This is a genomic window from Caballeronia sp. EK, from assembly GCF_014384845.1.
Taxonomy (GTDB): Bacteria; Pseudomonadota; Gammaproteobacteria; order Burkholderiales; family Burkholderiaceae; genus Caballeronia; species Caballeronia jiangsuensis.
Genome location: NZ_JACSUE010000002.1, coordinates 882550 through 903114, shown reverse-complemented (window position 1 = coordinate 903114; position 20565 = coordinate 882550). Strand labels below are relative to the sequence as shown.

General features: G+C 62.5%; 22 protein-coding genes and 1 pseudogene. 14 read left to right on the top strand and 9 right to left on the bottom strand.

The window, feature by feature from the left end:
- Positions 1 to 54: 54 nt before the first annotated feature.
- A complete protein-coding gene (locus IAG25_RS08540; RefSeq protein WP_187604452.1) occupies positions 55 to 975 on the bottom strand; it encodes a LysR family transcriptional regulator in 921 nt (306 codons plus the stop codon).
- A gap of 178 nt (positions 976 to 1153) precedes the next feature.
- Here IAG25_RS08540 and catA point away from each other — a divergent pair, with 178 nt between their 5' ends.
- The 9 genes and pseudogenes from catA (at position 1154) to IAG25_RS08495 (ending at position 10709) form a co-directional block, all read left to right on the top strand.
- Positions 1154 to 2089, top strand: a complete 936-nt coding sequence (gene catA / locus IAG25_RS08535) for a catechol 1,2-dioxygenase (protein WP_187604451.1) — start codon at positions 1154 to 1156, stop codon at positions 2087 to 2089.
- Positions 2090 to 2203: 114 nt separating this feature from the next.
- Positions 2204 to 3562, top strand: coding sequence for a Rieske 2Fe-2S domain-containing protein (locus IAG25_RS08530; protein ID WP_187604450.1), 1359 nt, complete (start codon positions 2204 to 2206; stop codon positions 3560 to 3562).
- Positions 3559 to 4047, top strand: a complete 489-nt coding sequence (benB, locus tag IAG25_RS08525; protein ID WP_187604449.1) for a benzoate 1,2-dioxygenase small subunit — start codon at positions 3559 to 3561, stop codon at positions 4045 to 4047. Before IAG25_RS08530 ends, benB begins: the two co-directional genes overlap by 4 nt.
- Before the next feature lie 35 nt (positions 4048 to 4082).
- Positions 4083 to 5111, top strand: coding sequence for a benzoate 1,2-dioxygenase electron transfer component BenC (gene benC / locus IAG25_RS08520; RefSeq protein ID WP_187604448.1), 1029 nt, complete (start codon positions 4083 to 4085; stop codon positions 5109 to 5111).
- On the top strand, positions 5108 to 5884 hold the full coding sequence (gene benD, locus IAG25_RS08515; RefSeq protein ID WP_187604447.1) for a benzoate diol dehydrogenase BenD: 777 nt from the start codon (positions 5108 to 5110) through the stop codon (positions 5882 to 5884). The genes benC and benD overlap by 4 nt, the downstream gene beginning before the upstream one ends.
- A 30-nt stretch (positions 5885 to 5914) precedes the next feature.
- Complete coding sequence (locus tag IAG25_RS08510) at positions 5915 to 6322, top strand: RidA family protein (RefSeq protein WP_187604446.1); 408 nt, start codon at positions 5915 to 5917, stop codon at positions 6320 to 6322.
- A complete protein-coding gene (locus tag IAG25_RS08505; protein WP_187604445.1) occupies positions 6319 to 7569 on the top strand; it encodes a GTPase in 1251 nt (416 codons plus the stop codon). The genes IAG25_RS08510 and IAG25_RS08505 overlap by 4 nt, the downstream gene beginning before the upstream one ends.
- The gene (locus IAG25_RS08500) at positions 7566 to 9107 is read left to right on the top strand and encodes a dynamin family protein (RefSeq protein ID WP_187604444.1); all 1542 of its coding nucleotides are present in this window, start codon (positions 7566 to 7568) and stop codon (positions 9105 to 9107) included. Before IAG25_RS08505 ends, IAG25_RS08500 begins: the two co-directional genes overlap by 4 nt.
- A 255-nt stretch (positions 9108 to 9362) precedes the next feature.
- Positions 9363 to 10709 (top strand): annotated as a pseudogene (locus IAG25_RS08495) (MFS transporter).
- A gap of 22 nt (positions 10710 to 10731) precedes the next feature.
- Here IAG25_RS08495 and IAG25_RS08490 read toward each other — a convergent pair.
- Both IAG25_RS08490 and IAG25_RS08485 read right to left on the bottom strand, forming a co-directional pair.
- Positions 10732 to 10926, bottom strand: a complete 195-nt coding sequence (locus IAG25_RS08490; protein ID WP_075583912.1) for a hypothetical protein — start codon at positions 10924 to 10926, stop codon at positions 10732 to 10734.
- A 50-nt stretch (positions 10927 to 10976) separates the two neighbouring features.
- Positions 10977 to 11804 (bottom strand): universal stress protein, encoded by an 828-nt coding sequence (locus tag IAG25_RS08485; RefSeq protein WP_187604443.1) that lies wholly within the window; start codon positions 11802 to 11804, stop codon positions 10977 to 10979.
- Between the two features lie 215 nt (positions 11805 to 12019).
- On the opposite strand from IAG25_RS08485, the gene IAG25_RS08480 reads away from it, so the two are divergent.
- From IAG25_RS08480 to IAG25_RS08470, 3 genes are all read left to right on the top strand, one after another.
- On the top strand, positions 12020 to 12466 hold the full coding sequence (locus IAG25_RS08480) for a universal stress protein (RefSeq protein ID WP_187604442.1): 447 nt from the start codon (positions 12020 to 12022) through the stop codon (positions 12464 to 12466).
- A gap of 31 nt (positions 12467 to 12497) precedes the next feature.
- The gene (locus IAG25_RS08475; protein ID WP_187604441.1) at positions 12498 to 12794 is read left to right on the top strand and encodes a hypothetical protein; all 297 of its coding nucleotides are present in this window, start codon (positions 12498 to 12500) and stop codon (positions 12792 to 12794) included.
- Between the two features lie 82 nt (positions 12795 to 12876).
- Positions 12877 to 13182: a DUF1488 domain-containing protein gene (locus IAG25_RS08470; protein WP_035505033.1), complete on the top strand. Its 306-nt coding sequence runs from the start codon at positions 12877 to 12879 to the stop codon at positions 13180 to 13182.
- Here IAG25_RS08470 and fnr read toward each other — a convergent pair.
- From fnr to IAG25_RS08445, 5 genes are all read right to left on the bottom strand, one after another.
- Positions 13158 to 13892 (bottom strand): fumarate/nitrate reduction transcriptional regulator Fnr, encoded by a 735-nt coding sequence (gene fnr, locus IAG25_RS08465; RefSeq protein ID WP_250486003.1) that lies wholly within the window; start codon positions 13890 to 13892, stop codon positions 13158 to 13160. The two genes, IAG25_RS08470 and fnr, sit on opposite strands and share 25 nt — an antisense overlap.
- A gap of 161 nt (positions 13893 to 14053) precedes the next feature.
- Positions 14054 to 14701 (bottom strand): response regulator, encoded by a 648-nt coding sequence (locus tag IAG25_RS08460; RefSeq protein WP_187604439.1) that lies wholly within the window; start codon positions 14699 to 14701, stop codon positions 14054 to 14056.
- Positions 14702 to 14778: 77 nt separating this feature from the next.
- Complete coding sequence (locus IAG25_RS08455) at positions 14779 to 15873, bottom strand: PAS domain-containing sensor histidine kinase (RefSeq protein ID WP_255503586.1); 1095 nt, start codon at positions 15871 to 15873, stop codon at positions 14779 to 14781.
- A 46-nt stretch (positions 15874 to 15919) separates the two neighbouring features.
- Positions 15920 to 16150, bottom strand: a complete 231-nt coding sequence (locus tag IAG25_RS08450; protein WP_187604437.1) for a hypothetical protein — start codon at positions 16148 to 16150, stop codon at positions 15920 to 15922.
- A gap of 64 nt (positions 16151 to 16214) precedes the next feature.
- Positions 16215 to 16475 (bottom strand): hypothetical protein, encoded by a 261-nt coding sequence (locus tag IAG25_RS08445; RefSeq protein ID WP_187604436.1) that lies wholly within the window; start codon positions 16473 to 16475, stop codon positions 16215 to 16217.
- Positions 16476 to 16758: 283 nt separating this feature from the next.
- Here IAG25_RS08445 and IAG25_RS08440 point away from each other — a divergent pair, with 283 nt between their 5' ends.
- Entirely contained in the window at positions 16759 to 18534 is a 1776-nt protein-coding gene (locus tag IAG25_RS08440; protein WP_187604435.1) for a PQQ-binding-like beta-propeller repeat protein, read from the top strand.
- Between the two features lie 68 nt (positions 18535 to 18602).
- Entirely contained in the window at positions 18603 to 19175 is a 573-nt protein-coding gene (locus IAG25_RS08435) for a DUF1993 domain-containing protein (RefSeq protein ID WP_187604434.1), read from the top strand.
- 12 nt (positions 19176 to 19187) lie between these two features.
- Here IAG25_RS08435 and IAG25_RS08430 read toward each other — a convergent pair whose 3' ends face one another.
- Positions 19188 to 20516: an MFS transporter gene (locus tag IAG25_RS08430; protein WP_187604433.1), complete on the bottom strand. Its 1329-nt coding sequence runs from the start codon at positions 20514 to 20516 to the stop codon at positions 19188 to 19190.
- Positions 20517 to 20565 lie beyond the last annotated feature (49 nt).

Here is a 20565-nt window from a genome sequence, read left to right as displayed (position 1 = left end):
CTGTCCAACACCGTTGACGTCTAGTGCCATACCCCGAAGGTATGACGCGCGTCATCACCCGCGATCGGTGCGCGGCGTATAGCTGATGTGCTCCTCCTCGTACAGCCGGTAGACGAGCTCGAGCATTTCCTTGATATCGCGCGATTCGTCGAGCGCGCGCATGCTCATGATGACGGGGGAGGTGAGCGTCGGGTCGTCGAGTTCCCGGTAGATCACGTCGTCGCGCTTGAGGCCATTGACGCTGCTCGGCACGACGGAAATGCCTTCGCCCGCCGCGACCAGACCCAGCGCGATCTGCAATTCGCGCACTTCATAGATCTTGCGCGGCGCGAGCGCGCGGTCCTGGAAGGCCGCGAGCACCTGATCCGCATAGCTGGGGCGCGGTGCCTTCGGGAAAATGATCAGGGTCTCGTTGGTCAGGTCGCGAAGCGAGAGAATGGGCTTGCCGAGCGAGAGCTGATGGCCGACGGGAAGCGCGACGATCATCTGCTCCTCGCGCAGAATCACGCGGCGGATATTCGCATCCTCATGACGAATGCGGCCGAAACCCACGTCGATGCGGCCGTCCTTGAGCGCGCGGATCTGGTCCATCGTCGACATTTCGTGCAGACTGAGTTCGACGGTGGCGTTCTCGTCGCGAAAGCGCCGGATGATCTTCGGCAGCATCCCATATAGGGTCGAGCCCACGAAACCCACCGAAAGGCTGCGTTCGATATTGCCTACTCGACGCGTCATCGATTCCAGCTCGGCGGTCTGCGCGAGCAGTTGCACCGCGTGCGAATAGAAGAACTTGCCCGTCTCCGTGAGCTTCAGCGGCCGGGAGTTGCGTTCGAATAGCTGCACGCCGAGCGTCTCTTCGAGCTGCTGTATCTGACGGCTCAAAGGCGGTTGGGCGATATGCAGTCGCTGCGCGGCGCGCGTGAAATTGCGTTCTTCTGCCACCGCTACGAAATAGCGGAGATGCCGCAGCTCCATCTCTATACCTCCTGGATATGGCCCAATACTAAATCAGTGTTGGACTGGCCTTCTTTGCGTCCATTATCCTGCCTTCACGCTCTGTTTCAACACCCGACCATACCTTCCGAGCATATTCGTACTGGTGTTGAAGCAAGGGTTAACCCCCACCAGAAAATTGCGAGATTCAGGAGCAGACATGAGCATCAAAGTGTTCGATACGAAGGAAGTGCAGGACCTGCTGAAGGCCGCTGCCAACCTCGGAAGTCAGGACGGCAGTGCTCGCGCGAAGGAGATCACGCACCGCCTGTTAAGCGACCTGTTCAAGGCGATCGACGACCTCGATATGACGCCCGATGAAATCTGGGCCGGCGTCACCTACTTCAACAAGCTGGGTCAGGACGGCGAAGCGGCGCTGCTGGCCGCCGGCCTCGGTCTGGAAAAGTATCTGGACATCCGCATGGATGCCGAGGACCGCGAGGCGGACATCCACGGCGGCACGCCGCGCACCATCGAAGGCCCGCTGTATGTGGCCGGTGCGCCGGTGCGCGACGGCGTGTCGAAGATCGATCTCGATCCCGATGAAGATGCCGGTCCGCTCATCATTCGCGGCACGGTCACCGGCACGGACGGCAAGCCCGTCGCGAATGCGGTGGTCGAATGCTGGCACGCCAACTCGAAGGGCTTCTATTCGCACTTCGACCCGACCGGCGCGCAAAGCGACTTCAATCTGCGCGGCGCAGTGAAGACGGGCGCCGACGGCACCTACGAATTCCGCACGCTCATGCCCGTGGGCTACGGCTGCCCGCCGCACGGCGCGACGCAGCAGTTGCTGAACACGCTTGCGCGTCATGGCAATCGTCCGGCGCACGTGCACTTTTTCGCGACCAGCGAGAACCATCGCAAGCTGACGACACAGATCAATATCGAAGGCGATCCGCTGATCTGGGATGACTTCGCCTACGCGACCCGCGAGGAACTGGTGCCGCACGTCGTCGAAAAGACTGGCGGGACGGCGCTGGGACTCAAGACCGACGCATACAAGGAAATCGCGTTCGACATCCAGTTGACGCCGCTGTTGCATGGCAAGGACAACCAGCTCGTCCATCGCCCGCGCGTATCCGCCACGGCGTAATCGCCCGGCACGCGCCCGGAGCGGTGACAGTTCTGTCGCCGCTCGACACTCCGCAAGATTCATTCGATACCGATGCAAGCGCTCCATGACCGGAGCCGCATAGGGAGAGCACACATGTCCGCCATTACCAACACAGTCAGCCAGCTCGACGAACTGCTGCAAACGGCCGTTCAGGACGACAAGGAAAACGGTGTATTCCGCTGCCGCCGCGATATCTTCACCAACGCCGATCTGTACGAACTCGAGATGAAGCATATCTTCGAGAGCAACTGGGTGTATCTGGCGCACGAAAGCCAGATTCCCAACAACAACGATTACTACACGACGTGGATCGGCCGCCAGCCCGTGGTCGTCACGCGTGACAAGACCGGCGAACTGCACGCGGTCATCAATGCCTGCGCACACAAGGGCGCGATGCTGTGCCGCCGCAAGCACGGCAACAAGGGCAGCTTCACGTGCCCGTTCCACGGCTGGACGTTCTCCAATACCGGCAAGCTGCTGAAGGTGAAGGACGAGAAGACCACCGAATATCCGATTCAGTTCAATACGCACGGCTCGCACGATCTGCGAAAGGTGCCGCGCTTCCAGAGCTATCGCGGCTTCCTGTTCGGCAGCCTCAACGCGGATTCGATGCCGCTCGAAGACTATCTCGGCGAGACGAAGGTCATCATCGATCAGATCGTCGATCAGGCGCCGGACGGCCTCGAAGTATTGCGCGGCAATTCCTCGTACATCTACGACGGCAACTGGAAGATGCAGATGGAGAACGGCTGCGACGGCTATCACGTCAGCACCGTGCACTGGAACTACGCCGCGACGATGGGCCGCCGCAAGGTCGAAGGCACCAAAGCCGTCGATGCCAATAGCTGGAGCAAGTCGGTCGCGGGCGTATATGGCTTCGATCATGGCCACATCCTGCTGTGGACCAAGACGATGAACCCGGAAGTGCGCCCGGTCTATCAGCATCGCGAGGAAATCAAGGCGCGCGTGGGCGAAGAGAAGGCGGACTTCATCGTCAATCAGACGCGTAACCTGTGTCTCTATCCGAACGTGTTCCTGATGGATCAGTTCAGCACGCAGATTCGCGTGGTGCGCCCGCTGGGTGTCGACAAGACCGAAGTCAGCATCTTCTGCTTCGCGCCGAAGGGCGAGAGCGCCGAGGACCGCGCGATTCGCATTCGCCAGTACGAAGACTTCTTCAACGTCTCGGGCATGGGCACGAGCGACGATCTCGAAGAGTTCCGCGCCTGCCAGTCGGGTTATGCCGGCATCACGGCGATGTGGAACGACCTGTCGCGCGGTGCGCCGCTGTGGGTTCACGGTCCGGACGACAACGCGAAGAACATGGGTCTCAAGCCGCTCATCTCGGGCGAACGCAGCGAGGACGAAGGCCTCTTCGTCGTGCAGCATGAATACTGGGTGAACGTGATGCGCGACGCCCTGAAGAAGGAACAAGCGGAGGCACTGGCATGAGCTTCGATTACCACACAATCTGCGCGACGCTGTATCGCGAAGCACGTTTTCTCGATGACCGTCAGTGGGACGAATGGCTGGGCTGCTACGCGGAAGACGTCACCTACTGGATGCCCGCGTGGGACGATGACGACCGGATCACCGAGGATCACGAAAGCCAGATCTCGCTGATGTATTACCCCGATCGCGGCGGCCTCGAGGATCGCGTGTTCCGCATCAAGACCGAGCGCAGCGGCGCATCGATGCCCGAGCCGCGCACGAGCCATAACGTCACCAACGTGGAAGTGCTGGCCGAGCGCGAGAACGAAGTGGATGTGCGCTACAACTTCGACACGCTCAGCCATCGGTACAAGATCACCGACCATTTCTTCGGCACGATCTTCGTGACGCTGCGCAAGGTCGGCGACATTCTGGTGATCGCGCACAAGAAGATTGTGCTGAAGAACGACTATATCCGTCAGGTGCTCGACGTCTACCACGTCTGATGCTCCCGGTGATGAGACAGGAAGTAGGAGGCAACATGTCCAGCTACAACATTGCACTGAATTTCGAAGATGGCGTCACGCGGTTCGTCGAATGCAAGGCGGGCGAGAAGGTTCTCGACGCCGCTTTCCGCGCGAAGATCAATCTGCCGATGGATTGCTCCGACGGCGTGTGCGGCACCTGCAAGTGCCGCGCCGAAAGCGGCAGCTACGATCTCGGCGACGACTACATCGAAGACGCGCTCTCCGACGACGAGAAGGAAGGCGGTCTCGTGCTCACCTGCCAGATGGTGCCGTCGAGCGATTGCGTGATCGCGGTCCCGGCGTCTTCCACGGCATGCAAGACGGCGCAGAGCAAGTTCGCCGCGGCGGTCACGAAGATCGAGCCGCATAACGATGCCGCCGTCGTGCTCGAACTGGACGTGGATGCCGCCACACCCGCACCGGTTTTCCTGCCGGGCCAGTACGTGAATATCGATGTGCCCGGCAGCGGCCAGCATCGTTCATATTCGTTCTCGTCGGCGCCGGGTCAGACGAAGATCAGCTTCCTCATCAAGAAGATTCCCGGCGGCGTGATGAGCACGTGGCTCGAATCCGCACAGGCGGGCAGCACGGTCGAGTTGACCGGCCCGCTCGGCAGCTTCTACCTGCGCGCCGTGGAGCGGCCGCTCTTGTTCCTCGCGGGCGGCACGGGCCTGGCGCCGTTCCTCTCGATGCTCGAAGTGCTCGCGCGCACCGGCTCGCAGCAGAAGATTCACCTGATCTACGGCGTGACGCGCGACCTCGATCTGGTGCAGGTCGACGCGATCGAAGCCTACACGGCGAAGCTGCCGAACTTCACGTTCAGCACCGTCGTCGCCGATGCGGATTCGAATCATCCGCGCAAGGGCTGGGTGACGCAGCACATGCCGGCGGAATCGCTGAACGACGGCGATGTCGATGTGTACCTGTGCGGTCCGCCTCCGATGGTCGATGCGGTGCGCAAGCACTTCGACGACAACGGCGTGAAGCCCAACAGCTTCCACTACGAGAAATTCACGCCCAACGCCGCGCCGGTGACCGCATGAACACGCAACGATTTGCCGGCAAGGTAATGGTCGTGACTGGCGCGGCGCAGGGCATCGGACGCGGCGTGGCGCTGCGTGCGGCCGCCGAGGGCGCGAAAGTGCTGTTCGTCGATCGTGCGGATTTCGTATCCGAAGTGGCGGCCGAAGCAGAGGGCGCGGATACCGCCGGTTTCGTCGCAGACCTCGAGACTTATGAAGGCGCGGCATCGGCGATGGCTTTCGCGGTGAGCAGGTTCGGCGGCATCGATATTCTCGTGAACGGCGTCGGCGGCGCGATCCGCATGCGTCCGTATGCGGAGTTCGAGCCCGCGCAGATCGATGCCGAGATTCGACGCTCGCTCATGCCTACGCTCTACGCTTGCCACGCGGTATTGCCGCATTTGCTCGAACGCGGCGGTGGAACCATCGTGAATGTGTCTTCGAATGCCACGCGCGGAATTCGACGCGTGCCGTATTCGGCCGCGAAGGGCGGCGTCAACGCGATGACGCAGGCATTGGCGATGGAATACGGCGAACACAATATCCGCGTGGTTGCCGCAGCGCCCGGCGGAACCGAAGCGCCTGCCCGACGCGTCCCGCGCAACGCGAGCGGCGACAGCGAACAGGAAAAAATCTGGATGGGCGAAGCGGTGAAGCAGGTTACCGAATCGACCTTCTTCAAGCGCTACGGCACCCTCGAAGAGCAGGTTGGGCCGATCCTGTTCCTCGCTTCGGACGAAGCGGGCTATATCACGGGCGCGGTGCTGCCGGTCGCCGGCGGCGATAACGGTTGATAACGGTTGAGTGTGCAGGAGACGCATGCCATGAGTGAACACAAAGCTATCGTTCCACCGGGAATGGAAGCGGTGTACGAGAAGATTCGCTACGCACCCGCAGTCCGGGCAGGCAACACGATTTACGTGTCCGGGCAGATCGGCCGCGATGCGGCGATGCAACTGGTCGAAGACCGCGAAGCGCAGATCGTGCAGGCCTTCGAGAATCTGAAGCTCGTGCTGGAAACGGCGGGCGCGTCGTTGAGCGATGTCGTCGACGTGACCACGTTCCACACCGACATGCGCGATCTGCCCTTGTTCATGCAGGTGCGCGAGCGCTATCTCAACATGCATCCGCTTCCCGCGTGGACGGCCGTCGGCGCGCATATGCTCGGTGGCGCGGCCGGTTATATCGTCGAAATCAAGGCGATCGCGGTTATGCCAGAAGCGGGGAAATGAACGCGCGCGGCGGGGCATTGCATGAGGTCGTGTCCGTGCTGCCGGATCGCGCGGACGACATGGCGCGTCTCGCGATCCTGCTTGTGGACGGCGAGCCGATCGTCACCGTCATCGGCAAATACAACCACGGCAAGAGCCGTCTGCTGAACGAGCTGATCGGACGGGACACGTTCGCCGTCGCGGACAAACGCGAGACGGTGAAGCTGTCGGACAGCGTCCATCAGGGCGTGCGCTGGCTGGATGCACCGGGGCTCGATGCGGATGTCGGCACCGAAGACGATCGTCACGCGCTGCATGCCGCGTGGCTGCATGCGGATATCCGCCTGTTCGTGCATGCCGCGAAGGAAGGGGAACTCGACGCGAAGGAACTGGCCTTGCTCGCCGAACTCTGCGCCGACGGAGAGCGGTCGAAACGTCAGACGCTGTTCGTGCTGTCGCAAGTGGACCAGCTTGCCGACGATGCCGAGTTGCAGAAAGTCAGTCGCGCGATCGGTGCGCAATGGCCTGACATCGGCTTGAACGCCGTTTCGTCGACGCGTTATCGAAAGGGGCGGGACGAAGGCAAGAAGCTGATGCTCGAAAAGAGCGGCATGCCTTCGCTGCGCGCGACGATCGACGCCGCGCTCGCCCGCGTGCCGGAAACTCGCGCGCATGAAGCCGCGCTGTTGTTCGACGAAACCCGCGAGGAACTGGCGCAGCTTCTGATCGCGCAGGAGAAGTTGCTCGATGATTTGCGTCAGACGCAGCGGCAACAGCGCGTGGACTTCGATCACGGATTGAAAAGCGTCATCGACAAAGTAAGCGGCGATATCGACGCGATGCTGAACGCGCTCGGTACGGACCACGCTTCAGTGCCGGATACCGCGAGGGACGCGTATGCGATCACCGCGGGCAAGCTCGAACGCGCGCATATACAGATCGCCTATTCGCGTGCGTGCATCGCAATCGATAGCTTTCTCGCGGGGCACGGCGTAATCGGCTTGCCATCGGAACAGGAAACGGTGGCGCGCGCGCTCAACTCCGTGATGGTGGCGGTCATGGGTGTGTCGGTGAAATTTCGCAAGGACTTGCGCAGGATGTTCTGCACGGATGCGGGCCGCGAACGGATGCAGCGCGACTTCGCCCATTACTTCGAACTGTCGGCCGACAGGAAAGCATTGGCTGCGCGGATTTCGCAAAGCGAATCGATGATCGATGCCTTGAATAAGGCGTCGAATGCATTGCGCGCGCTGGAAGGCGCCACATGAAAGCGGACGCGAGCAACGAGCAACGCTTCATCGCCGATGTCGATGCGTTCGAATTCATCGCGCATGATCTCGGGCGCATTCTGCATTCGATGGAAGACTGGCTCGCGCAACTGCGCGCGAATCTGCAATCCAGCCGTCTCGTGTGCGCAGGGCTGAACGAGCAGGGCGCGCTGGCGCAACATGCGGAGACGATCAACGCGGTAGTGCATAAAAGCATGCACGCATGGTCGCAACAATGGGCGCATCTCGAACCCGCAAAGGCGCTCGCCGAAACCTTCGACGATAAAGTTCTGCTGCTCGTATTCGGCAAGTTCAACGCGGGCAAGAGTTCTTTCTGCAATCTGCTCGCCGATCGATTCACAGCGCACGGCAAGACGGTGGAGTACTTCTATCTCGATGCGGGGCGTATCGTCGAGACGCCGGAACGCTTCAGGGAAGGCGTGACGGAAACCACCGCGCGACTTCAAGGCGTACGTCTCGCGGGAAAGCTGGTTCTCGTGGATACGCCGGGATTGCATTCGGTCACGCCGGAAAACGCGGCGCTCACTCAACGCTTCATCGATAGCGCCGATGGCGTGTTGTGGCTGACGAGTTCCACATCGCCGGGACAGGTGCAGGAACTGGACGAACTCGGCCGCGAACTGCATCGCAACAAGCCGCTGCTGCCCGTGGTCACGCGTAGCGACGTGTACGAGGAAGACGAGATAGATGGTGAAATCGTCAAGTACCTGCGCAACAAAACGCCGGAGAACCGCGCCGAGCAGGAGACTGACGTAAAGATGCGCGCGGAAGAAAAGCTCGTGTCGATGGGCGTGGCCACAAGCCTGTTGAAGACGCCCGTATCGATCTCCTCATATCTCGCCCGCGAGCAGCGACAAACACAGGCGGCAATGAGCGATGCGGGATTCGAAAAGCTCTACGCGGCGCTGATGGCGATTGCCGAAGAGACGTTGGCTTATAAGCGGCGCAAGCAGGCCGAAGTGTTCCTGCATCATCTGGAAGAAAACGTGATGAGCGCATTGTGCCGCGACGTGTACGCGTTGCTTGCTAACCTGCGCGCGTTATCGGATGCGGCTATCGTGGCGCTCGAACAGCGGCAGGAGCAGATCGCGAATGCCGTGCGGCGCAGCGTCGCTCCGACCTTGCCGGCATTGCTCGATGCGCATTCGTCCTCACGCGACGTGAAAGCTATCGTCGATCGCTTATCGCAGGCGATCTTCGAATCGTTTTCGCGCGAGGCAAACGAACGGCTTCATGATTACGTCGTCGAACCGGACGCCTCGCTCGCGGTTATTCACCTCGATGACGATGCCGCGTTCGATGACACCGTCGCCGGTATCGACTATCAGCGCCTGCACGCCGCGCTGGGCAATGCGATTCGTCAACATATCCTGCGCCTTTGCCGCGACGCGACCGCGCAATGCGGGACTTCGATTGAACGATCGATCGATCAGGCCGCGCGATTGCAGGACGTTTTGCAAACCCATGAAACGAACCTGCTCGATCTGAAAGACCGGCTTCGCGCCGAATTCAATTAAGCGAAAGCGGATAACTTCTTTCATTCCCGAAAGGTATAGCCGGGCACCAATTCGGTATTGGACGGTGTATAACCGGCTCGCCTATCCTGAGCCGACTAACACATAAGAACGTCAGCGCAGGAATTCATCAGCCCGCCTCGACTTTTGCTGCTCTTCGGAATCGGCAAGGGAAACGCGCGCGCGTGCATCGAGCCGTCGAATCAATCGAAATAGAAAACGCGGATTTAAAGCAAGTCCTACATTAAAGGAGACACCATGCGTCATATCGACGTTCAAAAGTTATGCGACGAAGCCCGGTTCAGAAAGTTTCATTTGCTGCTTCTCTGCTGGTGCGCGCTCATCATTATTTTCGATGGATACGATCTCGCCGTCGTCGGAATCGCGCTTCCGTCGATCATGAGCGACATGGGCATTCAACCGACGAGCGCCGGATTCATGGTGAGTTCCGCCTTGCTCGGCATGATGCTCGGCGCGGTGTTCCTCGGAACGATCGCCGACAGAATCGGCCGGGTGCCCGCAATCGTGATTTGTCTCCTGCTGTTCAGCGTATTCACGGCGGCCGCGGGATTCACACGCGACCCCGTGATCTTCGGCATTGCCCGCTTTCTCGCGGGACTCGGCATCGGCGGTGTTATGCCGAACGTCGTCGCGCAGATGACGGAGTATTCGCCGCGCAAGATCCGCAGCACGATGGTGACGGTGATGTTCAGCGGATATTCCATCGGCGGCATGCTTGCGGCGCTCGTCGGCAAGGCGATGATCGAGCGCTACGGCTGGCAATCGGTGTTCATTGCCGCGGGCTTTCCGGCTCTGCTTGCGCCCGTAATTTTGAAGTACATGCCCGAGTCGCTTGCGTTCCTGATTCGAAACAATCGCGCGGATAACCTGAAACGCATTCTTCCGCGCGTCGACCCAGCATACGTGCCGCAGCAAGGCGACAACTTCTCGCTCTCCGACCGCGAAGCCGTCCCCGGCTCGACGATCGCACGACTCTTCGCCGAAGGTCGCGGCCTGAGCACGGTCATGTTGTGGATCGCGTTCTTCATGTGCCTCTTCATGGTCTACGCGCTGAGTTCATGGCTCACAAAGCTTATGGCGAGTGCCGGACATAGCCTCGGCTCGGCCCTCACGTTCGTGCTCGTCCTGAACTTCGGCGCGATGATCGGTGCGATCGGCGGCGGATGGCTCGCCGACCGCTTCAACATCAAATAGGTCCTCATCGCGATGTACGCGCTCGCGGCTATCTCCATCAGCCTGCTGGGCGTGAAGGTACCGATCGGTGTGCTGTTTTTCCTTGTCGGCCTGGCGGGCGCATCGACCATCGGCACGCAGATCGTCACCTATGCGTTCGCCGGCCAGTTCTATCCGATGGCCATTCGATCGACGGGCATCGGCTGGGCGTCGGGCATCGGGCGCAGCGGTGCGATTCTCGCGCCCATCGTGATCGGTTTTCTCGTGAGCCGCGCGTTGCCGCTTCAGCAGAACTTCGTCGCGATTGCCATTCCTGGCGTCATCGCGATGCTGGCGGTGTGCCTGATCGATTCGCGCCGTTCACCGCGAAAAGCTGGCGCCATTCCCGCTGCGCAGGCCGATCCGGTTTGAAGCAATTGCGCGCGCCCCGCAATCATTCCTTTCGAGGTTTCGGCTGCCGGGGCTTCTGCGGCTCGGAAGGGGCGCCGCGTTGCGTCGGCGCCCTCGTGCATGCATCCGGCGGCGTGGCATAAGGCACGTCGTCGCAGCAGCACGCGTAGACCGGAAAGCCGTACGCGTTCGTGCGGACGATGGTCGTCGGCCCGTGCAGCGGGCATACCGCTTTCATGGCGCCTCCTGAAATCCGATAGTCGACGTGTCTATCGTACACGGCGCACATCAATGCGACATCAGCACCGGCACGGTCATCGATTGCAGGAAGGTGCGCGTCGCGCCGCCGAGCACGAGTTCGCGCCAGCGCGCATGACCGTAGCCGCCCATCACGACGAGATCCGCGCCGAGATCGGCGGCGCGCGATAGGAGGATGTCGCCCGCCGATGCATCCGCGCCGCTCGCGCCCGACACGATATCGACCTCCACGCCATGCCGCGCGATGCAAGCGGCGATGTCCGCGTCCGCGATGCGTTCGTCCGCTTTCTCATCGACCCTGACGATGGTCGCGCGCCCGGCCGCCTTCAGCAATGGCAACGCGTCGTGGACCGCGCGCGCAGCTTCGCGGCCGCCATCCCACGCGATCATCGGAAACCGGCCGATGGAGGGAAAGAAACCGGTGCAGGGCACGAGCAGCACCGGACGTCCGGCGGACAGGATGAGATTTTCGCGAAAGCCGTCGCCTATATAGGACTCGGGATCGGAGGGATCGTCCTGGCCCGCGATCACGAGATCGGCGCAGCGCGCGTGATGCGGCACCGCATGATCCGCGGGTTCGGCTGGCGCGAGCCATTCGCCCGATACGCCCGCACGGTTCAATTCCGCGTGAAAGAGCCGTTCCAGCGCGCCGGCCTGTTCGCGGCGCACGGCGGCCCGCGCTTCGTAATAGGCGGCGGTGCCGGCCATCACGTTGAACGCGCGCGCGTTCGGCTCGAAAACCGAATAGAGGCCGATCACATACGCGTCGAATTGCCTCGCGAGTTGCAGCGCGGTTTCCAGACGGGGATGGGCGCGCACGCTCGTATCGAGGTGCACGAGGATCGTCTTGTAGCTCATCGAATGACTCCTGGAGTCCGCTGAGAGTTGATGGCCCCGAGTCTAAGGAGACGCCGCCGTGAGTCGCTTGACTCAGATCAACGGAAGCGGGGTCGCGCGCCGATGTGCTTGCGCTTGATTCAGGTCAATTGCGCAGACGAGCAGCGCGATAGAGTGAGTGCGTTCGCCGCGCCGTGTGCGCGAACGCATCGCACAGACGTGAAGGACGAAAGACGATGTACCGCAATATCCTGGTTGCGCTCGATGGCAGTGAATGCTCGCAACGCGCGCTCGATGAAGCGATCCGTATCGGCACGCTCGCCAGGGTGAACATCGTCTTCGTCATCGACGTGGCCGCGCTTTCGTCGTTTCCTGCGCAGTATCGCGTGAGCGTGCGCGAGGACGGCACGCGCACGCTGGAGACCGCGCAGGCGCGCGCGATCGCCGCGGGCATCGACTGCGAAACCGAACTGGCCGAAACGCGCAACGTGACCGACACGATCGCGAAATGCCTGCAGCGACGCGCGGCGCATATGCCCGCCGATCTCGTCGTGATGGGCACGCATGGCCGGACTGGATTGCGGCGGCTTGCGCTTGGCAGCGTCGCCGAAGCTTTCGTCAGACGCTCGACGTGTCCCGTGCTGCTGATGCGTGCGTCGAATGGTGAGGGCAAGGATGGGTGAGGATCAGCGGCCTGACAGGAGAAACAATCACATGGGCCTCGGAATGCAGATCGCCTACCTCGGCTTTTCCGGCTCGAACGTGATCGAACGGGAAGCGGGCGTCGAACTCGTGCGGCTTGCGGGCGTCGCGACGGATATCGTCGATTGCCGGCTCACGATCAAGGCCTGTCCCGACCCGTCCGGGCAACCCGTCTACGATGCACAACTAGTGCTTCTCACGCGCGATTCCGAGCAGGTCACGGTGCAGCGGAACACCGACGCCGATCCGACCGTGGCGATGCATCACGCCTTCGACCACGCCGTGCGAATCCTGCGCGAGCGGTATTGATCCAGATCAATACGCAGCGCGAATTCATGGCCGAGACTCAGTGGATATGCGCCGCAGGTCGAAACCATTGCGAGGTATCGGCATGAACATCACATTTCCCAGCCAGCCGCCCGTCTATCAGGGCGATGTCCCTTCACTCACGTTCGCCGCCTTCGCCGATGGCGAGCGCATCGCGTGCACCATTTCCGCCGAGGCGCTGGAAGATCACTTCGGCGCGGCGTCGTGGCGGGAGGAAGATTTACAGCAGGCTTTCGAGAGCCATCGCTCGTCGATCGAAGGGGCCGCCGAACATGTGCTGAGCCGCGTCGGCGGCACATCGGTCATGCTGCGCAGCGGATTTTTCCGCTTCCGCCAGGCACGCGCTCAGACTTCTTCGAGCCGGGCCTGATCGAGAATCCGAACGTCGCGGCCGCGCGCATCGATCACACCGGCTTTCTGCAGCCTGGAGAACATGCGGCTGACGGTTTCGATCTTCAGGCCGAGATAGCTGCCGATTTCCTCGCGCGTCATGCGCAGGACGAATTGCGCCGGCGAATAGCCGCGCGCCTTCATGCGCGTCGAGAGATTGAGCAGGAACGCCGCGACGCGCTGCTCCGCCGTCATCGTGCCGAGCATCATCATGAGGTTGGATTCGCGCACGATTTCGCCGCACATCACGCGATGCACGTGATGCTGGAGCGCTCTGACTTCGCGGCACAGCAATTCGAGCAGGTCGAACGGAATGATGCAGACGACGCTGTCTTCCAGCGCGATCGCATCGCACGTGTGACGATCGGCGCTCACGCCGTCGAGCCCGAGCGCGTCGCCCGGCAGATGAAAACCCGTGACCTGCTCGTGGCCTTCGCGGTGCATGACGACGGTCTTGAAGCACCCGCTGCGCACCGCGTAGAGACTCTGGAACGGATCGCTGCAACGGAAGAGCGTTTCGCCGCGCCGCACGGAACGCGTCGAGCAGATGATCGCGTCGAGACGTTCGTAATCGACCGGCGATAGATCCGACGGCATGCAGATGCGCTGCATCGAGCATGTCGAACAACGTGTGTTCGTGCGCTTCACCTCGGCTCTCGTGCCGAGAGTCTCTGCGCTCGCGGGAATCATGCTGCGCCTCCTGTCGAGCGGATCGCGCATCGATGCGCGATCCTGAATGCCACGCCTCGGATTATTGGCTGCTTCATCTCGAAAATAAATCGGCGCAGGCGGATCGTACTGTAGGCGTTCGGGAAGCCGTGTAGGGAAACGCTGACACGCGTCGATCGGGATCAGGCGCCGTCGTCGTCGAAGAGCTGATGGCGCACCGCGTAACGCACGAGCGCTGCTTCGTGCGGCATGCGCATCTTGTCGAGGATGCGCGCCTTGTAGGTGCTGACGGTCTTTGCGCTCACGCACAGCGCCTCGCCGATATCGCTGATCGACTCACCCGCGCACAAGCGCCGGAACACCTCGAACTCGCGGTTCGACAGACGCTGATGCGGCAGCGCGTCGGCGGGTTCGCTGAGGCTCTGCGCGAAGCGTTCGGCCATCGCGAGGCTCACGTAGACGCCGCCCGACGCGACCTTGCCGACCGCCGCGACCAGTTCCGCGCTCGCGCTTTCCTTGGTGATGTATCCCGACGCCCCCGCCTTGAAGGCGCGCGCGGCGTATTGCTGTTCAGCGTGCATGGTGAGCACGAGGATGCGCATGGCGGGCTTTTCGTCCTTGATCTGCTTGAGCAGGTCGAGGCCGCCGCGGCCCGGCATCGAGAGATCGAGCACGAGCACGTCGGCATCGGTTGCGCGTGTGAGCGCGAGGGTAGCCGGTCCGTCGCTCGCTTCGCCGGCGACCTCGAAGCCGTGTGCGTTCGCGAGAATGTGGCGCAGGCCGTCGCGCACGAGTGCATGGTCATCGGCAATCAGCACTCTTATCGTCATCGATGCGATTCCTTTTGTCGACCGACTCGCGCGGAGTTCGAGTTTACCGACGACAGCCTCGTAGCGGTTGACTCAAATCAAGGGAAGCCGTCGCCGGCGCGATGCCCGAGCGGAATCTCCGCGCGAATGCGAAAGCCTTCGCCGGGCGCGCTGCGAAACGCGATGACGCCGCCAAGTTGACGCACGCGCTCGCCCATGCCGAGCAGGCCGAACGCGCCGGCGGTGCGCCCGCGCGTGACATCGGCGCCGCAGCCGTCGTCTTCTATGGTCAGCGTGCAGCGCGACTGCGCGCAGACGATCGCGATGCGCGCCTCGCTGGCCCGCGCATGGCGCACGATGTTCGTGAGCGCTTCCTGAACCAGCCGGAAGACCGAGGTGGAGGCGGTCGTGTCGAATCCGTCTTCCTCGCCTTCGAGATCCAGATGAATCGTCAGATCGTAGCGCCGGCGAAAGTCGCAGGCGAGCCAGTCGATCGCGGCGAAGAGACCGAGGTCGTCGAGCACGGGCGGGCGCAGGCCTGCCGCGATGCGCCGCACCGATCCGATGATCGTGTCGATCTGCGCGAGCGATTGCTTCGCGATATGCGCATCGTGCGCGCCGGTGTCGAGAAGGGAGATCTGCATCTTCAGCGCGGCGAGTTGCTGGCCGAGATCGTCGTGCAATTCGCGGGCGATCGACGCGCGCTCGTTTTCGAGTGCGCTCTGAACGTGCGCGGAGAGTTCGCGCGCGTGTTGCAGTTCGGTGAGCCGCAACCGGTCGGTCATGTCGCGCGTGACCTTGGCGAAGCCGAGCAGATTGCCGTGCGCGTCGTGCAGCGCGGTGATGACGACGTTCGCCCAGAAGCGGCTCGCATCCTTGCGAATGCGCCAGCCTTCGTCTTCGACGCGCCCGGCCTGCGCCGCTATCGCGAGTTCGCTCTGCGGTTTGCCTGCCGCGATGTCCTCGGGCGGATAAAAGACGGAAAAATGACGGCCGACGATTTCCCGCGCGTCATAGCCCTTGATCCTTTTTGCGCCGTTGTTCCATGTCGCGACGTTGCCGTGCGCGTCGAGCAGGAAGATCGCATAGTCTTCGACGGCCTCCACGAGAAGCCGGAAAGACGCATCCGTTTGCAGCGAGGGCGAGAGCGGCGCGCGTGGATCGACGGGTTCGGTTGCGGGTGCGTTCGTCATCGTTGCAAGGGGCAGGCGCGCAAGCAACGTGCGACGCGTTGCAATGCTATTGCGTAGTCAGCCGGAAAGGCGGCATGGGCAGTTCGTCGCCATCGAGAAAGGCGGTCGCGCAGCGCACCGCGAAACCGAGCGCGCCGTCCTTGCTTGCGAACGCGCCGAGATTGCCGAGCGAGGTGGCGTGGCCGTCCTCTTCCAGAATCGACGCGGTCGCGACGAACGCATTGCCCACACGAGTGACGGAGGGCTGAAAAGCCGCTCCCCGATGATAGATGATCATAGATTTGACTTGTCGGAATGGTCGGAGGCGCGGGCGGCGTGCGTGCCGCGAGTTGCGCCCGGGATCAGGCGTGCTGGTCAACGCGGGCGCCGCTGGAAGGGCGCGGGTGCTGCATGGACTGCCGGTGATCGATTTCGGCCATGCCATACGCAAATGCGTAGCGGACCGCGCCGGTCGCGCTGGTGAATTCGCCGAGCATGCCGCTTGAGCGGCGCGTGCCGTCCGGTTCCCGGACGATGAGCATCGCCGCATAGCGGTCCTGCTCCAGCACGGCGGTCGCGCTCAGCACATGGCCTTTGTAGATGACATTTTCTGATTGGGTCATCGTTCTCTCAGGTTCTATGTTTTCGGTGGAGTGGCACTTGTGATGCCCTTCATTCCGTAAGCAATAAGCCTAACCGTTCAATTTTTGTCGGCTTATCCGATTTAAGCTTTTTTACTTTTCTCCGGCGTGTGCTTAACTCAGAGGGAAGGGCGCACGGGAGCGAGACCGACCGTTCCGCCAAATCCTAGCCGTCCCCCGACGATCTTTTCCCGTATTAAGCCGCCGCAGACAATAATCGCGAGCATCGGGGGCCGGCCGCTCGTCCCGAAACGGAGATCCGCAGATGAAAGGGCATTTATCGGTTGGCGTGACCGCAGTTGCCATTGCAGCGATCATCGGCGGATGCAGCGGAGGCAGTTCCAGCTCCGATCCGTCCGCGACATCCGGAGGCGCGGCATCGGCATCGTCGCCGGCTGCGGCGTCGAGTCCGGCGACGCCGGCATCGTCGGCATCATCCGCATCGTCGGCATCGCCGGCAAGCGGCGCGAGCGCACCTTCGGGCGCGAGCACGCCCGCGACGACCCGGCCGTCCGCAGCGACGCCGATGGACGTCACCACGTATCACAACGACATGCGCCGCACCGCGCAGCAGCTCGCCGAAACCAAACTCACGCTTGCCAACGTCAACAGCTCGACATTCGGCAAGCTCGGCGTCTATACCGTCGATGGCGCCGTCGATGCCCAGCCGCTCTTTCTCGGCAACGTGCCGATCGCGGGCGGCACGCATAACGTGCTGTATGTCGAAACGGAGAACGCAAGCATCTACGCGTTCGATGCCGACACGGGCACCGTGCTCTGGCACGTCTCCACGCTGCTCGCGGGCGAAGTTCCGAGCGACGATCACGGCTGCGACCAGACCACGCCGACCATCGGCATCACGGCGACGCCCGTCATCGATCGCACGCGTGGGCCGAATGGCGCGATGTATGTCGTCGGCATGTCGAAGGACAGCGGCGGCGCGTATCACCAGCGCATTCATGCAATCGACATCGCGACAGGCGCCGAGCTCTTCGGCGGCCCGACCGAAATCACCGGTTCGTATCCCGGCACCGGATCGGGCAGCGTGAACGGCGTCGTGCCCTTCACGCCCGGCCAGTACATCGAGCGCGCGTCGCTGCTGCTCATGAACGGCGTCGTCTACACGGCATGGAGCTCGCATTGCGACGCCTTGCCGTACACCGGCTGGGTCATCGGCTACAGCGCGGATACGCTCAAGCAGACAGGCATCGTCAACGTGACGCCGAACGGCCAGATGGGCGGCATCTGGATGGGCGGCGCGGGCCTCGCGTCGGATGGCACGTCGATCTATTTCCTCGACGGCAACGGCACCTTCGATCCGACCACCAACGCGCAGGAGATGCCCAACAAGAACGACTTCGGCAACGGCTTCCTGAAGGTCACGCCGACGCCGACGCTGGCGCTTCAGGTGAGCGATTACTTCGAGCCGTCGGATACCATCGCGGAATCGAACGCGGACCTCGATCTCGGCTCGGGCGGCGTGCTGGTCCTCCCCGATGTCACCGATATCAACGGCAACGTGCAGCATCTCGCAATCGGCGGCGGCAAGACGCGCGTGCTGTACGTCGTGAATCGCGACTCGATGGGCAAGTTCGATTCGAACGGCGATCACATCTATCAGCCGCTGTATTCGACGATCACCGGCCCCGTGTTCACCGCGCCCGCGTTTTACAACAATACGATCTATATCGGTCCTGCGGGCGATCACCTCAAGGCGCTGCCGGTCGTGAACGCGGTGGTGGCGACGGTCGCGTCGAGTCAGACCACGAGCCCGGCGGGCAACTGGAATTTCCCCGGCCTCGCGCCCGTCATCTCCGCGAACGGCAGCACGAACGGCATCGTATGGGGCGTCGAGAACACCACGCCCACTGCCGTGCTGCATGCGTACAACGCGGGCAATCTCGCGACCGAGCTGTACAACAGCAATCAGGCGGGCACACGCGATCAGTTCGGCAACAACAAGTTCATCTCGCCGACCATCGCGAACGGCAAGGTGTACGTGGGCACGAAAACGGGCGTCGTCGTATTTGGCTTGCTGTGAAGCGTTCCGCGCGAGGAAGTTCCGCATCGGGATAAGATCGCGGAACTTCAACCCGTGGAGCGTTTTTCATGCAACTGACCCGTCTTCTCGTTCCGACCTTCTTGCAGACGCTGAAGAACCTGTCGACATGGCTCGACAAGGCCGCCGCGCATCAGCAGGAAAAGGACGCGAATCCCGATGCGCTCGTGACCCTGCGTCTCGCGCCCGATATGTATCCGCTCGCGGCGCAAGTGCGCTTCGTGTGCTTTCAGGCGCAGGAGCCGGCGTATCGATTGCGCGGAGAAGCCGTGCCGCCGACCTTGCGCAGCGTGCGTGAAGAGGGATGGAAGTCGAACGAGCAGCCAGGCTCGTTCGCCGACGCGCAGGCGCGCATTGCGGAAGCGATCGCGTTTCTTTCGGGCCTTGCGCCCGATGCGCTCGATGCCGGCGCCGATGCGCAGATCGCGCTCGATCTGCCCAACGGCATCGTGTTCGATATGACCGGCGAGCAATACGCGCGCGACTGGTGCTTGCCGCAGTTTTACTTTCACGCCGTGACCGCATACGCGATCCTGCGCAATCACGGCGTGCCGCTCGGCAAGCCGGATTACGTAGCGCACATGTTCGCGTATATCCGGCCCGGCACGTTGCCGCAGGGTTGAAGCGTCGGCGTATTACGCGTTCGACATCACGCCGCGTTTGTCGTCGGCGCAATCCTCGTTGCCATGACGCAGGCGCGTGCTGCACACCGCGGCGATCAGGAGTGCGATCGCGAGACACACGAGCCCGTTCATCGCGCGGCCGGTCGTCTGCTCGATGATGCCCATCACCGTCGGTCCGACGAAGCCGCCCAGCAGGCCGCACGAATTGACGAGACCGAGACCGCCCGCGAGCGCGCTGCCCGACAGGCGCGACTGCGGGAACGTGAAGATGATCGACTGCACGACGAAAAACATCAGCGCCGACAGGCACACGCCGAGCAGGCCGATCACCGGCGACGCCCATGCCGCGATCAGCATGCCCGACGCCATGATGACGAGTCCGGCGATCAGGATGCGACGGCTCTTCGACGAATCGCTCGCGAAGCGCGGCAGCGTGGCTGCGCCGATCGCGGCTGCGACCCACGGCGTCGCGCTGAGCATGCCGATCATCAGCGGAGAAAATTTCCCCGACGCGCCGATGATGCCCGGCAGGAAAAAGATGACCGTGTAGATCGTCAGTTGATGGCAGAAGTAGACCAGAATCGCGAGCCACACCTGACGATCGCCGAGCACGCTGCGCAATGCGCCCGCGCCGTGGCCGCCGCCCTGCGCGTCCTGTTCGGCGGCGAGTCGGCGTTCCAGCGCGACGGCTTCATCGCGTGAAAGCCACGACGCGCTCGTCGGACGATCGGGCAGCATTTTCCACACGACGAACGCCAGCAGAATCGCGGGCACGCCTTCGATCACGAAGAGCCATTGCCAGCCGTGAAAGCCGAGCCGGCCGTCGAGTTCGAGCAGCGCGCCGCCGAGCGGGCCGCCGACGATATTCGCCACGCACACGCCGAGCAGGAAGTAGCCGGTGGCGCGGGCGCGTTCCTCGCGTCCGAACCAGTACGTCAGATAGAGCATCACGCCGGGGAAGAGTCCGGCTTCGGCCGCGCCGAGCAAGAGGCGCATCACATAAAACGATGTCTCGCCGGTGACGAAGGCCATCGCGACGGACAGCGCGCCCCATGTCACCATGATGCGCGTGATCCAGAAGCGCGCGCCGACCTTGTGCATGATCAGGTTGCTGGGAATCTCGAAGGCCGCATAGGTCAGGAAGAAGAGACCTGCGCCGAGTCCGTATGCGGCGGCGGAGATGCCGAGATCGATGCTCATCGAATGCTTCGCAAGCGCGATGTTCGTGCGATCGAGAAAGCTGATCACATAGACGATCACCAGCAAGGGCATCAGCTTGCGCAGCATCAGGCTGTTGAGCGATGCGTGCGACGAGACGCTCGTCGTGTTGGGCTTGGACATGATGACTCCCGGAATCAGAAGGGGCGCGCGATGCGCGCGGGCAATGCGG